The organism is Streptomyces sp. NPDC048424 (genome assembly GCF_040651555.1).
Taxonomy (GTDB): domain Bacteria; phylum Actinomycetota; class Actinomycetes; order Streptomycetales; family Streptomycetaceae; genus Streptomyces.
The window spans coordinates 47,141-61,030 of the sequence record NZ_JBEZKE010000032.1; the positions used below are offsets into that span (position 1 = coordinate 47,141).

The 13,890-nt window shown below is 72.4% G+C and carries 11 protein-coding genes; 8 read left to right on the forward strand and 3 right to left on the reverse strand.

Going from position 1 to position 13,890, the window contains the following annotated elements; genetic code table 11:
- Nucleotides 1-19 precede the first annotated feature (19 nt).
- From AB0D29_RS31925 to AB0D29_RS31940, 4 genes are all read left to right on the forward strand, one after another.
- Complete coding sequence (locus tag AB0D29_RS31925; protein WP_327263186.1) at nucleotides 20-1,042, forward strand: LacI family DNA-binding transcriptional regulator; 1,023 nt, start codon at nucleotides 20-22, stop codon at nucleotides 1,040-1,042.
- 114 nt (nucleotides 1,043-1,156) lie between these two features.
- Complete coding sequence (locus AB0D29_RS31930) at nucleotides 1,157-2,350, forward strand: trypsin-like peptidase domain-containing protein (protein WP_362858997.1); 1,194 nt, start codon at nucleotides 1,157-1,159, stop codon at nucleotides 2,348-2,350.
- Between the two features lie 74 nt (nucleotides 2,351-2,424).
- A complete protein-coding gene (locus AB0D29_RS31935; protein ID WP_362858999.1) occupies nucleotides 2,425-3,156 on the forward strand; it encodes a response regulator transcription factor in 732 nt (243 codons plus the stop codon).
- On the forward strand, nucleotides 3,153-4,586 hold the full coding sequence (locus AB0D29_RS31940; protein ID WP_362859001.1) for a HAMP domain-containing sensor histidine kinase: 1,434 nt from the start codon (nucleotides 3,153-3,155) through the stop codon (nucleotides 4,584-4,586). The genes AB0D29_RS31935 and AB0D29_RS31940 overlap by 4 nt, the downstream gene beginning before the upstream one ends.
- Here the strand turns inward: AB0D29_RS31940 and AB0D29_RS31945 are convergent.
- Nucleotides 4,566-5,471 carry a phosphatidylinositol-specific phospholipase C gene (locus AB0D29_RS31945; RefSeq protein WP_362859002.1) on the reverse strand — a complete coding sequence of 302 codons (906 nt, stop codon included), beginning with the start codon at nucleotides 5,469-5,471 and terminating at the stop codon, nucleotides 4,566-4,568. The genes AB0D29_RS31940 and AB0D29_RS31945 overlap by 21 nt on opposite strands.
- A 126-nt stretch (nucleotides 5,472-5,597) precedes the next feature.
- A complete protein-coding gene (locus AB0D29_RS31950; protein ID WP_362859004.1) occupies nucleotides 5,598-6,167 on the reverse strand; it encodes a helix-turn-helix domain-containing protein in 570 nt (189 codons plus the stop codon).
- Nucleotides 6,168-6,289: 122 nt separating this feature from the next.
- Here AB0D29_RS31950 and AB0D29_RS31955 point away from each other — a divergent pair, with 122 nt between their 5' ends.
- Complete coding sequence (locus AB0D29_RS31955) at nucleotides 6,290-7,072, forward strand: alpha/beta hydrolase (RefSeq protein WP_362859006.1); 783 nt, start codon at nucleotides 6,290-6,292, stop codon at nucleotides 7,070-7,072.
- A gap of 77 nt (nucleotides 7,073-7,149) precedes the next feature.
- Here the strand turns inward: AB0D29_RS31955 and AB0D29_RS31960 are convergent, their stop codons facing one another.
- The gene (locus AB0D29_RS31960; protein ID WP_362859008.1) at nucleotides 7,150-8,967 is read right to left on the reverse strand and encodes a bifunctional metallophosphatase/5'-nucleotidase; all 1,818 of its coding nucleotides are present in this window, start codon (nucleotides 8,965-8,967) and stop codon (nucleotides 7,150-7,152) included.
- 170 nt (nucleotides 8,968-9,137) lie between these two features.
- On the opposite strand from AB0D29_RS31960, the gene mshD reads away from it, so the two are divergent.
- The 3 genes from mshD (at nucleotide 9,138) to AB0D29_RS31975 (ending at nucleotide 13,651) form a co-directional block, all read left to right on the forward strand.
- Nucleotides 9,138-10,064 (forward strand): mycothiol synthase, encoded by a 927-nt coding sequence (gene mshD / locus AB0D29_RS31965; RefSeq protein WP_362859010.1) that lies wholly within the window; start codon nucleotides 9,138-9,140, stop codon nucleotides 10,062-10,064.
- Nucleotides 10,065-10,395: 331 nt separating this feature from the next.
- Nucleotides 10,396-12,696, forward strand: coding sequence for an RNA degradosome polyphosphate kinase (locus AB0D29_RS31970; protein ID WP_362859012.1), 2,301 nt, complete (start codon nucleotides 10,396-10,398; stop codon nucleotides 12,694-12,696).
- Nucleotides 12,677-13,651, forward strand: coding sequence for a CHAD domain-containing protein (locus tag AB0D29_RS31975; protein ID WP_362859014.1), 975 nt, complete (start codon nucleotides 12,677-12,679; stop codon nucleotides 13,649-13,651). The genes AB0D29_RS31970 and AB0D29_RS31975 overlap by 20 nt, the downstream gene beginning before the upstream one ends.
- The last annotated feature ends 239 nt before the right edge of the window (nucleotides 13,652-13,890 follow it).

Consider the following 13,890-nt stretch of genomic DNA (forward strand, 5'->3'; position numbering starts at 1 on the left):
CCCGCGTAGACTGCCGCGCGTGGCCAAGGTGACGCGGGATGACGTGGCACGACTTGCGGGTACGTCTACCGCCGTCGTGAGCTACGTCATCAACAACGGACCCCGGCCGGTCGCCCCGGCCACGCGCGAGCGTGTCCTCGCCGCGATCAAGGATCTGGGCTACCGCCCGGACCGGGTCGCCCAGGCGATGGCGTCGCGGCGCACCGACCTCATAGGCATGATCGTCCCCGATGCGCGCCAGCCGTTCTTCGCGGAGATGGCGCACGCGGTCGAGCAGGCCGCCGCCGAGCGCGGGAAGATGGTGCTCGTCGGCAACTCCGACTACCGCACCGAGCGCGAGGTCCACTACCTGCGGGCCTTCCTCGGCATGCGGGTCTCCGGCCTGATCCTGGTCAGCCAGGGCATGAGCGAGCAGGCCGCCAGCGAGATCGAGGCCTGGGACGCACGGGTGGTGCTGCTGCACGAGCGCCCGGAGGCGATCGACGACGTCGCCGTCGTCACGGACGACATCGGCGGCGCCCAGCTCGCCACCCGCCACCTGCTCGAACACGGGCACGAGTACGTCGCCTGCATCGGCGGCGTCGAGAACACCCCGTCCGTCGGCGACCCGGTCGCCGACCACGTCGAGGGCTGGCGGCGGGCCATGCAGGAGTCCGGCCGCTCGGTGGAGGGCCGGCTCATCGAGGCCCCGTACAACCGCTACGACGCGTACACGGTCGCCCTGGAGGTCCTGGCCCGGCCCGACCGCCCGACCGCCATCTTCTGCGCCACGGACGACCAGGCGATCGGTGTGCTGCGCGCGGCGCGCGAGCTGCGCATCGACGTGCCCGGGGAACTGGCCGTGGCCGGCTTCGACGACGTGAAGGAGGCGGCCCTCACGGACCCGCCGCTCACCACGATCGCCTCGGACCGCCCGGCGATGGCCCGCGCGGCGGTGGACCTCGTCCTGGACGACGGCCTGCGCGTGGCCGGCTCCCGCCGCGAACGCCTGAAGCAGTTCCCGTCGGCCCTGGTGATCCGCCGCTCCTGCGGCTGCCGCTAGCGGCGGGCGCCGGGCGGCGGAAGTCCCGGGCCTTATAAGGGGCATACAAGGTTCTGTCGGGCTTCTCAGGCCAGACTCAGGAAGCTCTCATCATCGGCGACCAGAGTCAGAGCCATGACCGACAGCTTCCGCCGCGAAGGCGAGTACCCCCAGGACCGCCCCACTCCGCACGCCCCGTTCGGCGAGGACTGGCAGCGCGGACGTGACCGGCTGGCGCAGGACACCTCGGCCGGGGCGTACCCGCCGCCGCCCTCGTACCCGCCCGCCGCACCCGGCTGGCACGAGGCGCACCAGCCGCCGGTCATCCGCGGCGAGACCGTCCCCGACGCCCGCCACGACGGCCCCGCCCACGCCGCCGCCCCCGCGCCCCGCGCGAAGCGGCCCGTGGCCCTGCTGGCGGCCGTCGCGCTCGCCGCGGCCCTGGTCGGCGGCGGCACCGCGGCCGCCGTCCAGCAGCTGATGGTCCACCAGGGCGGCGGCTCCGGCGGCGTCAACGGCACCAACGTCTCGCAGAGCACCGGCACGGGCACCGTCTCCGGCGTCGCCGAACAGGTCAGCCCCTCGGTCGTCCGCATCGACACCCGCACCGCGTCCGGCCAGGGCACCGGCTCCGGGATCGTCATCACCGCCGACGGTGAGATCGTCACCAACAACCACGTCGTGGACGGCGCCGCCGAGATCCAGGTGACGATGAGCGACGGCAAGAAGTACAAGGCCAAGATCGTCGGCACCGACCCCGACAAGGACCTGGCCCTCATCAAGCTCCAGGGGGCGAGCAGCCTCAAGCCCGCCAAGCTCGGCGACTCCGGCAACGTCAAGGTCGGCGACGAGGTCGTCGCCATCGGCTCCCCCGACGGCCTGACCGGCACCGTCACCAGCGGCATCGTCTCGGCGCTGAACCGCGAGGTGAAGGTGCCGAAGTCCGAGCAGCAGGCCCCGCAGGGCCGCCGGCAGGACGGCGGCAGCTGGCCCTTCTCCTTCGGCGGCCGCGAGTTCAACGGGGACACCGGCTCGGACACCACCTCGTACAAGGCCCTCCAGACCGACGCCTCCCTCAACCCCGGCAACTCCGGCGGCGCCCTGGTCAACATGAACGGCGAGATCGTGGGGATGCCCTCCGCGATCTACTCCCCCTCCTCCGGCGGCTCCGCCGCGGGCAGCGTCGGCCTCGGCTTCGCCATCCCGGTCAACACCGTCAAGGCCGACCTGGACTCCCTCCGCAAGGGCGGCCCCGGCGGCTCGGGCTCCTCCGGCACCGACGGCAACGGCAACGGCTCCACCGCCAACGGCTTCGGCACTTCCTTCTGACCGTCCGTGCGAGGCTGGAGACGCCGTCACCCGTCGGACTCCACGGCCGACCACCACCTCTGGGAGACCCATCCATGAATCCCGCCGAAGGCGAAGCGCGGATCCTCGTCGTCGACGACGAACCGGCCGTACGCGAGGCCCTGCGCCGCAGCCTCGCCTTCGAGGGGTACGCCGTGCAGACCGCCGTCGACGGGCTCGACGCCCTCGACCGGGCGGCCTCGTACTCCCCCGACCTGATCGTCCTGGACATCCAGATGCCCCGGATGGACGGGCTGACCGCGGCCCGCCGGCTGCGCGCCGCCGGCAGCGTCACGCCGGTGCTGATGCTCACCGCCCGCGACACCGTCGGCGACCGCGTCACCGGCCTCGACGCGGGCGCCGACGACTACCTCGTCAAGCCCTTCGAGCTCGACGAGCTCTTCGCCCGCGTCCGCGCCCTGCTGCGCCGCAGCTCCTACGCGGCCCCGCAGGCCGGCGGCGAGAGCCACGAGGACGCCCTGACCTTCGGCGACCTGCGCATGGACCTCGCGACCCGCGAGGTCACCCGGGGCGGGCGCCCGGTGGAGCTGACCCGTACGGAGTTCACGCTGCTGGAGATGTTCCTCGCGCACCCGCGCCAGGTCCTGACCCGCGAGCAGATCCTCAAGACCGTCTGGGGCTTCGACTTCGAGCCCAGCTCCAATTCCCTGGACGTGTACGTGATGTACCTGCGCCGCAAGACCGAGGCGGGCGGCGAGCCCCGCCTCGTCCACACCGTGCGCGGGGTGGGCTACGTCCTGCGCGCCGGCGAGAGCGGGCCGGAGTGAGCCCGACCGCCAGGTTCCGCGCGCTCCCGCTGCGCTCCCGGCTGGCCCTGCTCGTCACGGTGGCGGTGGCCCTGGCCGTCGCCGCCGTGGCCGCCGTGTCGTGGGTGATGGTGCGTGCCCAGCTGCGCGACCAGCTGGACAGCTCGCTGCGCGCCACCAACGCGGAGGCCCAGGCCAACCAGGTGTTCCGGGCGCTCGGCTGCGTCTCCGGCAACGCCCTGCCGGAGCGGCCCGCGAACAACCTCAGCGCCCAGGTGCAGATCGTGCTGCCCGACGGCGGCCACTGCTGGGTCGACGGCAAGGGCACCCTGCCGGTCAGCTCCACCGACCTCGAAGTCGCCCAGCGGCGGCGCGGAGCCGCCCTCTACGACGCGACCACCTCCGACGGGGTGAGCGTCCGCGTCTACACCCAGCCCGCCCTCCTCGACGGGCGGGCCGCCGCGCTGTCCGTCGCCAAGCCGCTCGCCGACATCGACAAGCCCCTGTCCACCCTGGCCTGGATCCTGCTGTTCGTCTGCGGCGTCGGGGTCGTCGGCGCGGGTGCGGCCGGCCTGTGGGTGGCCCGTACGGGACTGCGGCCCGTCGACGAACTGACCGACGCCGTCGAGCACATCGCCCGCACCGAGGACCTCACCGTACGGATCCCCGACGAGGGCGACGACGAGATCGCCCGCCTGTCGCGGTCCTTCAACTCGATGACGGCGGCCCTCGCCTCCTCCCAGGACCGGCAGGCCCAGCTGATCGCCGACGCCGGACACGAGCTGCGCACCCCGCTGACCTCGCTGCGCACCAACATCGAGCTGCTCGCCCGCAGTGAGGAGACCGGCCGGGCCATCCCGCCCGACGACCGGCGGGAGCTGCTGGCCTCGGTCAAGGCGCAGATGACGGAACTGGCCTCGCTGATCGGCGACCTCCAGGAGCTGTCCCGGCCGGACGCGGCCTCGCCCGGCCCGCTCCAGGTGGTCGCCCTGCACGAGATCACCGGGGCCGCGCTGTCCCGGGCCCGGCTGCGCGGTCCGGAGCTCCGCTTCGACTCGGACCTGGCGCCCTGGTACGTACGGGGCGAGGCGGCCGCGCTGGAGCGGGCGGTGGTCAACGTCCTCGACAACGCGGTGAAGTTCAGCCCGCCGGGCGGCGCGGTCGAGGTGACGCTGCGGGCCGGCGAGCTGACCGTACGGGACCACGGGCCGGGCATCCCGGCCGAGGACCTGCCGCACGTCTTCGAGCGCTTCTGGCGGTCCCCGTCGGCCCGCGCCCTGCCCGGCAGCGGGCTGGGCCTGTCGATCGTGGCCCGTACGGCGGCACGCGCGGGCGGCAGCGCCGAGCTGCGGGCGGCGGCCGACGGCGGCCCGGGCACGGAGGCGGTGCTCCGCATCCCGGGGGCGCCGACCCCGCCGCCCTCCGAGCCGTCAGTTGTGCCGGATCAGTGAGGTGACCAGGCCGGAGCGGGTGTTCGGGAAGTCCATCGGGACGACGCCGAGCCCGGTCCGGCCGGCGAGTTCACCGCCGTCGACGAACGAGTGCACCTGCGGGTTGAGGCGGTCGGAGTTCCAGCGCGGCGGCATGTAGGCCGCGGTGCTGACGTAGTTCACGAAGAGCTTGCCGGGCTGCTGGACGGCCTTGCGGAAGTGGTTCTCGATGCGGCCCCGCTTCGCGAAGGGCTCGGTGTTGTAGTCGTCCTGGATGTCGAAGACGTTGCCGTCGCCGTAGCGCAGGCCGGGCAGGCCGCCGTTGTCGGCGAGGAGCACGACCTTCCCGCGGGCCTGGCCGAGGGCGGGCAGGGTGTCGGCGATCCGGAACAGGGGCCGCCAGCCGCGGTTGTCCAGGTAGTCGTCGAAGACGGCGCGGAAGGTGGCGTCGCTGTCGGTGGAGTACTCCTGCTTCAGGCGCATCAGGACGGTCTCGGAGGGGTGCGCCGCGAGGAAGTTCCAGCAGGCCACGAGGACGTCCCCGAACATCAGGTCCTGGAAGAAGGCCGCGTGGTGGATCGCGAAGGACCCGCCCGTGACCCGGCAGCGGACGTCGAGGAAGCGGATGCCGGAGTCGAGCTGCTGGGCGATCGAGGTGTTCTGGCAGGCGACGTAGAGGCCGCCCTTGGTGGCGCCGGAGTCGTGGGTGCCGGGGATGGTCATCCGCTGCAGGGCGGTGGAGTCCCCGAGTCCGGCCATCCAGTCCTGGGTGCCGAGGGCCGCGGCCGAGGCCGGAGCCGTCCCCGCTGCGCCCAGTCCCAGCGCCGTGCCCGCGGCCAGCGCTCCGGCCAGGAAGGCCCGTCTGCCCACGCCCGCGCCGCTGCCCAGCCCGATGTCCACGCCCATGCCCGCCCCTTTGCCGACCCGGTGATGGCAACGGATTATGGCGTGGACACCTCAAAATAGGTACCCGTCGGTAGGGATCGGTCTGCGGCCCGCACCCGACCTCGACCAGGGGTGGACCCCCCGGCCTCAGCCTTCGAGCAACTCCACCATCGTCCGCAGCCCCTGGACGATCTCCCGGCCGTTCGGCGCACCCTCCGGATCGGTCAGACACTGGACCATCACCCCGGTCAGCAGCGCGAGGTGCACCGACCCGAGGGCCCGTACGTCCCCCTCGGCGACCGCCTCCTGAGGCACCCCGCGCAGCTGGGCGGCCACCATGGGCCGGGACTTTCGCTGCTCCTCGGCCAGGATCGCGAGCAGCTCGGGCGAGGACTGCGCGTGCACGAAGGCCTCGACGTTGGCGGTCCAGAGCCAGCGCATGTCGGCGAAGTCCTGGATCTTGCGGTCCCAGGTGTCGGCGTACCGCTCCGCGGCGGTGTCCCCCTGCCCGGTGAGCCGGCCGGACCCGGCGGCCCATTCGTCCATGGCGGCGAAGAGCGCCTGGTTGAGCAGCGCCTCCCGGGATCCGAAGTGGTAGCCGATCGCGGCCATGCTCACCTGCGCCGCCGAGGCGATGTCGCGCACGGTCGTGCGCAGGTACCCCTTCTCCTCCAGGCAGCGGCGCGCTCCGGCCAGCAGGTCCTCGCGATTTCCCATGCCGGGATCGTATCCGCGCAGGCTTTTGGGCAAGCGCGCTACACAATCGTATTGCGCGCTTGCCCAAATCCTGGCAGGGTGAAGCCATTGGAAGATCCACGGGCCCACGGGAGGCACGAGCCATGCGCCACGAGCTGAAGATCGACGACCGGACCCTCTCCTACCTGGACTTCGGCGGCCCCGGCCGCCCGCTCCTCGCCCTGCACGGGGGCATGGCCGAAGCCCTCGCCTTCACGGGACTCGCCGCCGCCCTCGGCGACGGCTGGCGGGTCATCGCCCCCGACCAGCGCGGCCACGGCGAGTCCGGCCGGGCGCCCGACTACCGCCGCGAGGGCTACGTCTCCGACGCCGTCGCCCTCCTCGACCACCTGGGCCTCGACGCCCCCGTGGCGCTCCTCGGCCACTCCCTCGGCGGGCTCAACGCCTACCACCTGGCCGCCGCCCACCCCGACCGGATCTCCGTGCTCATCGGCGTGGACGCCACCGTCGAGATCCGCATCCCCACGGGACCGAACTGGTGGGACTTCCTCAACGGCCTCCCGTACACCGCCCCCACCCGCGAGGAACTCCTCGCCGCCGCCGGACCGGCCGCCCCCTTCATCGCCGACGGACTGCGCCCCCTCCCGGACGGCAGCGGCTGGCGCCTGGCCTACCACCCGCAGGACATGCTCGACTCCATCCGGGCGTGCGGCGGCGACCACTGGGACACCTGGCTCGCGAGCACCTGCCCGGCGCTGCTCATCCACGGCACCCGCAGCCAGGCGCTCACCCGGGCCACCGCCGACGCGATGGTCGCCCGGCGCCCGAAGACCTCGTACACCCCCCTCGACGGCGACCACTTCGTGCCGTTCACGGACCCGGAGGGCTTCCACAAGGCCGTCGCCACCTACCTGGCGACCCTCTGACCCTTCCGGAGCGGGGGAAAGCCGAAGGGGCGGCGGGCCGATGGCCCGCCGCCCCTTCGGGGGTACCGCACGCGGTGTTACTTGATGACGGTGATCCGGTCCGCCGCCGGCACGGCGATCGGGGCGGCCGCCGAGGAGTTGTTCATCAGGTAGGCGTTGAAGCAGTCCAGGTCGGACGCGCCCACCAGCTTGTTCTTGTGCTCCTTCAGGACGGTGAAGCCGTCACCGCCGCCCGCGAGGAACTCGTTCATCGCGACCCGGTAGGTCTTGGCGGGGTCGATCGCCGCGCCGTTCAGCTTCACCGAGTCCACGACGATGCGGTCCACGCCCGTCTTCGTCAGGTCCAGGGTGTACGTGAAGCCCTTCGACACCTGAAGGATCTTCGGGTTCGCACCGTTGACCGGGCCGCTGACCTGCTGCTGCAGCGCGGTGACCAGCTGGGCGCCGGTCAGGTCCACGATGTTCATCATGTTGGTGAACGGCTGCACCGTGAAGGACTCGCCGTACGTCACCACGCCGTCGCCCTCGTCACCCGAGGCCTTGTAGGCGAGGTCCGAGCGGATGCCGCCCGGGTTCATGATGGCCAGCTGCGCGCCGCCCTTGTCGGCCGGGGCCAGCGCCTCGAGCTGCGCGTCGGCGATCAGGTCGCCGAGCGGCTTCTCGGGAGCCTCGGAACCGCGGCCCGGGATGTCGGCCGCGATGAAGCCCTGCGGGCGGTTGGCGATCGGGGCCGCGAGGGTCTTCCAGCGGTCGATCAGCTCGGTCATGTCCGGGGCCTTGGGCTGCTCCCGGGTGACGACCTTGTTGACCGGCTTGGGCGAGGTGACCGGCGTACGGACGATGTCCTTGGTCTGCCGGTCGTAGGTGAGGGTGGTGTCCGTGAACAGGCGGCCGATGGAGGCGGCCGAGGTCACCGTGCGCGGGTTGCCCGCCGGGTCCGGGATGTTGCAGGCGTAGGCCTGGTGCGTGTGACCGGTGACCAGCGCGTCGACCTTCGCGTCCACGTTCTTGGCGATGTCCACGATCGCGCCCGAGATGCCGGCGCCGGCGCCCGGGACGTTGCAGTCGTAGTTGTAGGCGCCGTTCGCGGGCAGACCGCCCTCGTGGATGAGCGCGACGATCGACTTCACGCCCTGCTTGTTCAGCTCGGCGGCGTACTTGTTGATCGTCTCGATCTCGTCGCCGAACTTCAGGCCCTTGACGCCCTCGGCGGTCACGACGTCCGGAGTGCCCTCCAGGGTGACGCCGATGAAGCCGATCTTCACGTCGCCCTTCTTCCACACGAAGGTGGGCGACATCAGCGGACGCTTGGTCTTCTCGTCGGTGACGTTCGCGGCGAGGTACTGGAACTGGGAGCCGGTGAACTCCTTGCCGAACTCGTAGCAGCCCTCGACCGGGTGGCAGCCGCCGTACGCCATGCGCCGCAGCTCGGTCTTGCCCTCGTCGAACTCGTGGTTGCCGACGCTGGTGACGTCCAGGTCGAGCTTGTTGAGCGCCTCGATGGACGGCTCGTCGTGGAAGAGACCGGACAGCATCGGGCTGCCGCCGATCATGTCACCGGCCGCCGCGGTGACGGAGTACTCGTGGCCCTTGCGGGCCTCGCGCAGGCTGGTCGCGAGGTACTCGACCCCGCCCGCGGGTATGGCCTTGGTGGTGCCGTCGGCCTGACGTTCGGTCACGGTGCCGGACGAGCCCTGCGGGGGCTCCAGCGTGCCGTGGAAGTCGTTGAACGACAGCATCTGCACGTCGACGGTCCGGCTCTTGGCCGTACCGCCACCACTCGCGGCACCGGCCGGCAGTGCGGCGGCGACCATGGCCCCGGCCCCGGCCGTGACGGCGAGGGCGGCGAAGGTCAACCGGCGGTTTCGGCGGTGCCGTTGTGGCGTCGCTGACATTTAGTCCCCTTTGTGGACAGCGATACTGCTTGGGAGGTCCGGGGAAGCCTATGGTCAACGCGCGTAGCTCTACCAGGGGGTAACGGGTATCGCGTTGGTTACGCGCAGAAGACGGACAGACCCCGCGCCCGCACTCCGCCCGCCGCCCGCCGCGGTCGTAGGCTCGTGCCATGACTGAGGCAGCAGCGGCCGTGGAGCCGGGACGGCAGATTCAGAGCATCGACGAGCTGACGGAGGAACAGGCCGGGGCCGTACTCGACCTGATCGAGGACGCGGCGCGTACGGACGGCACCACCGCCGTGTCCGAGCAGGGACGGCTCCAGCTGCGCGGCGGACCCCGCGCGGGGATCCGGCACTTCCTGCTCACCGAGGGGGACCGGCTCGCCGGATACGGACAACTGGAGGACACCGACCCGGTGGAGGCCCCCGCCGCCGAGCTCGTGGTGCACCCGGCCCTGCGCGGCCGCGGCCACGGGCGGGCGATGGGCACGGCCCTGCTCGCCGCCTCCGGGAAGCGGCTGCGGGTGTGGGCCCACGGCGGCAAGTCGGCCGCCCGGCACCTCGCGCAGGTGCTCGGCCTGACCCTCTTCCGCGAGCTGCGCCAGCTGCGCCGGCCGCTGGCCGACACCGACCCGCTGCCGGAGGCGGCGCTCCCGCCCGGCGTGACCGTACGGACCTTCGTGCCCGGCACCGACGACGAGGCCTGGCTGGCCACCAACGCGGCCGCCTTCGCCCACCACCCCGAGCAGGGCTCGCTGACCCAGCGGGACCTGAGCGACCGGATCGCGCAGCCGTGGTTCGACGCCAAGGGCTTCTTCCTCGCGGAGCGCGACGGGGAGCTCGTCGGCTTCCACTGGACGAAGGTCCACGCGGCGGAGCAGCTGGGCGAGGTCTACGTGCTCGGCGTCCGCCCGGGCGCCCAGGGCGGCGGCCTCGGCAAGGCCCTCACCGCGATCGGCCTGCGCCACCTGGCGACCCAGGGCCTGCCGACGGCCATGCTCTACGTCGACGCCGACAACCCGGCCGCCCTCGCCGTCTACGAAGGCCTCGGCTTCACCACCCACGAGGTGGACCTGATGTACCGCACGGAAAGCTGACCGTCCCGGGCCCCGCCGGCACAATCCGGCCCCGCTTGGGGGCACCTCCCAGCGGTAGCTGGGGGAGCTTGAGGCGCGGGGCCCGGCGCGGCGCCCGGCGGGGCCCGGGGCACACCCGGCACGGCTGAGCCCCCGGCACGGGCGGGCGCACGCCCCGCCCCCGCCACCCCGCCGGGAGGCTACTCGTGCACCAGGCGGAGCCGGGAAGCCACACGCCATTAACCAGGCATTAAGACGCGCTTGCGACTCTCCCCCAATGCAGCCCCGACTCCGACTGACGGCCGACACTTCCGACGCGCCTGTCCTCCCGCGTGCGCGGAAGAATGGAGTCATGAGCCACAAGCCCAGCGCAGGCCCCACCGAGGTCCCCGCCCAGCACCCGTCTCAGACGCCCGCCGCAGGCCAGGCGACCGGCCAGAACGCCGGCCAGGCGTCCGGCCCGGCCAACGCCGTCACCGGCGCCCACGCCCGCATAGGCTCCATCTCCGCGCACCGCCCGCACGTCGACCTCGAGCCCGATATCGACGCCGACCTGGACGCGTACGACGACAAGGACGGCGACGAGCTCCCTCCGGGCCGCTTCCTCGACCGGGAGCGCAGCTGGCTCGCCTTCAACGAGCGCGTCCTGGAGCTCGCCGAGGACCCCACCACGCCCCTGCTGGAGCGCGCGAACTTCCTGGCGATCTTCGCGAGCAACCTCGACGAGTTCTTCATGGTCCGCGTGGCCGGCCTCAAACGGCGTATCGCGACCGGTGTCGCCACCCGGTCCGCCTCCGGGTTGCAGCCCCGCGAGGTGCTGGACCTCATCTGGACGCGCTCGCGCGAGCTCATGGCCCGCCACGCCGCCTGCTTCCAGCAGGACATCTCCCCGGCCCTGGCCGAGGAGGGCATCCACCTCATCCGCTGGCCCGATCTCACCGAGAAGGAGCAGGCCCGCCTCTTCACGCTGTTCCGGAACCAGATCTTCCCGGTGCTGACCCCGCTGGCCGTGGACCCCGCGCACCCGTTCCCGTACATCTCCGGCCTCTCCCTCAACCTGGCCGTCGTCGTACGCAACCCGGTCAGCGGCCACCGCCACTTCGCCCGGGTCAAGGTCCCGCCGCTCCTCTCCCGCTTCCTGGAGGCCTCCCCGCAGCGCTACGTCCCGCTGGAGGACGTCATCGCCGCGCACCTGGAGGAGCTGTTCCCCGGCATGGAGGTGCTCGCGCACCACATGTTCCGCGTGACCCGCAACGAGGACCTGGAAGTGGAGGAGGACGACGCCGAGAACCTCCTCCAGGCCCTGGAGAAGGAGCTCATGCGGCGCCGCTTCGGCCCGCCCGTGCGCCTGGAGGTCGAGGAGTCCATCGACCCCGGCGTACTGGACCTCCTGGTCCAGGAGCTGAACGTCAACGCCTCCGAGGTGTACCCGCTGCCCGGGCCCCTCGACCTGACCGCCCTCTTCGGCATCGCCTCCCTGGACCGGCCCGAGCTGAAGTACCCGAAGTTCGTCGCCGGCACCCACCGGGACCTCGCCGAGGTCGAGTCCGCGTCCGCGCCCGACATCTTCGCCGCCCTGCGCGAGCGGGACGTCCTGCTGCACCACCCGTACGACTCCTTCTCCACCTCGGTGCAGGCCTTCCTGGAGCAGGCCGCCGCCGACCCGGACGTCCTCGCGATCAAGCAGACGCTCTACCGCACCTCCGGCGACTCCCCGATCGTGGACGCCCTGATCGACGCCGCCGACTCCGGCAAGCAGGTGCTCGTCCTCGTCGAGATCAAGGCCCGCTTCGACGAGCAGGCCAACATCAAGTGGGCGCGCAAGCTGGAGGAGTCCGGCTGCCACGTCGTGTACGGGCTCGTCGGCCTCAAGACCCACTGCAAGCTGTCCCTCGTCGTCCGCCAGGAGGGCGACCAGCTGCGCCGGTACTCGCACGTCGGCACCGGCAACTACCACCCCAAGACGGCCCGCCTCTACGAGGACCTCGGCCTGCTCACCGCAGACCCGCAGGTCGGCGCGGACCTCTCCGACCTCTTCAACCGGCTGTCCGGCTACTCGCGCCGCGAGACCTACCGCCGGCTGCTGGTGGCGCCCCGCTCGCTGCGCGACGGGCTGATCGCGCGGATCGACAAGGAGGCCGCCCACCACCTGGCCGGCCGCCCCGCCTACGTGCGCCTGAAGATGAACTCGATCGTCGACGAGGCCCTGATCGACTCGCTCTACCGGGCCGCCCAGGCGGGCGTGCCCGTCGACATCTGGGTGCGCGGCATCTGCGCCGTGCGCCCCGGAGTCCCCGGGCTCTCGGAGAACATCCGGGTCCGCTCGATCCTCGGCCGCTTCCTGGAACACTCCCGGGTCTTCGCCTTCGGCAACGGCGGCGAGCCCGAGGTGTGGATCGGCAGCGCCGACATGATGCACCGCAACCTCGACCGCCGTATCGAGGCACTGGTCAGGGTCGCCGACCCGGCCCACCGCGCGGCACTGGACCGGATGCTCGAAACCGGCATGTCCGACGCCACCTCGTCCTGGCACCTGGGCCCGGACGGCGAGTGGACCCGGCACAGCACGGACGCGGAAGGCCAGCCGCTGCGGCACGTACAGGAGACGCTCATAGACGCCCGGAGGCGCCGGCGTGGCTCAGCCAAACCATGACCCGATTACGGCGACGACGGACGCGGGTGCCGTGCTCGGCGCGTACCTGCGCGCCCAGGCCACCGCTTTCCTCCGCGCGCTGCGTCTACACGATGAAGGCACAGCGAGCGGGGCAGCCGAAGGGAGCGACGCGGCGCGCAGCCTGCGGGGGGCCGCGCGCCGCATCAGCGGATCCCTGGCCACCTTCCGGGTGGTGACCGAGTCCTCCTGGGCCGACGGGCTGCGCACCGAGCTGGTGTGGCTGTCCTCGACCCTGGCCGACGAGCACGCGTACGCGGCCCGGCTGACCCGGCTGATGGACGCCCTGCACCGGCTGTCGGGGTCCCCGGAACTGCCGGCGCCGCGCGGCACGGCCGGTGCGCTGACGGTGGGCTCGGCGCGGGCCGGCGCCCTGCTGGAGCGCCAGCTCACCCTGGCCCGTACGCGCGCCCACTCGGCCACGCTCCAGGCGCTCGGCTCCTCCCGCTTCCACGCGGTCGCGGACGCGGTGGCGGTGCTGGCCTCGGAGGTCCCGCTGGACTCCGTCGCGGCCCGCGGGCGGGTCGGGGACGTCCTGGTCCCGCTGGCAGCAGTGGCCGAAACCCGACTGTCGGCGGCGGTCGCGGCGCTGCCGCCACGCGGCGGGAGCGCACCGGCGGCGCCGAGCCCGTACAACGCGGACCACGACGGTCTGTGGCACGAGGTACGCCGCCTCCTGCGGGTCCACCGGTACGCCCGGGAGGCACTCGGCGAGGACGTGAGCCGGGCTGCGGCGGCGGGCGAGGCCCTGGACCGCCACCGCGACGCGGCGGAGGCGGCGGCCGCTTCGGCGACGGCGGCCCGCACCCCGCGCATCGCCCCGGCGACGGCGTACGCCCTGGGCGTCCTGCACGCCGACCAGCGCCACGAGGTGGAGGCGGCGCGGCTCGAATTCGATCATTTGTGGCTGGGGGAGCCCGCGGTCACACCGCGATAACGGGCGGATAACGGATGATGACGACCGTGTGCGAACGGACGGAGACGCACCGGGTCGTCCGCCACGGTTCACCGTCCGTTCACTCGGGCCGGTCAGCTGCTTCACCTGTTCTGCCTAATTTCGGTGATGCACGGAGCGAGCCGCCCAGAAGTCGAGCAGCTCAGCCGGGCAACCGACGTAGTCCTCTTCGCACGCCGCCCCGATACAGAAAGCGGCCGGCGGCTTCTGGAAGGAACACC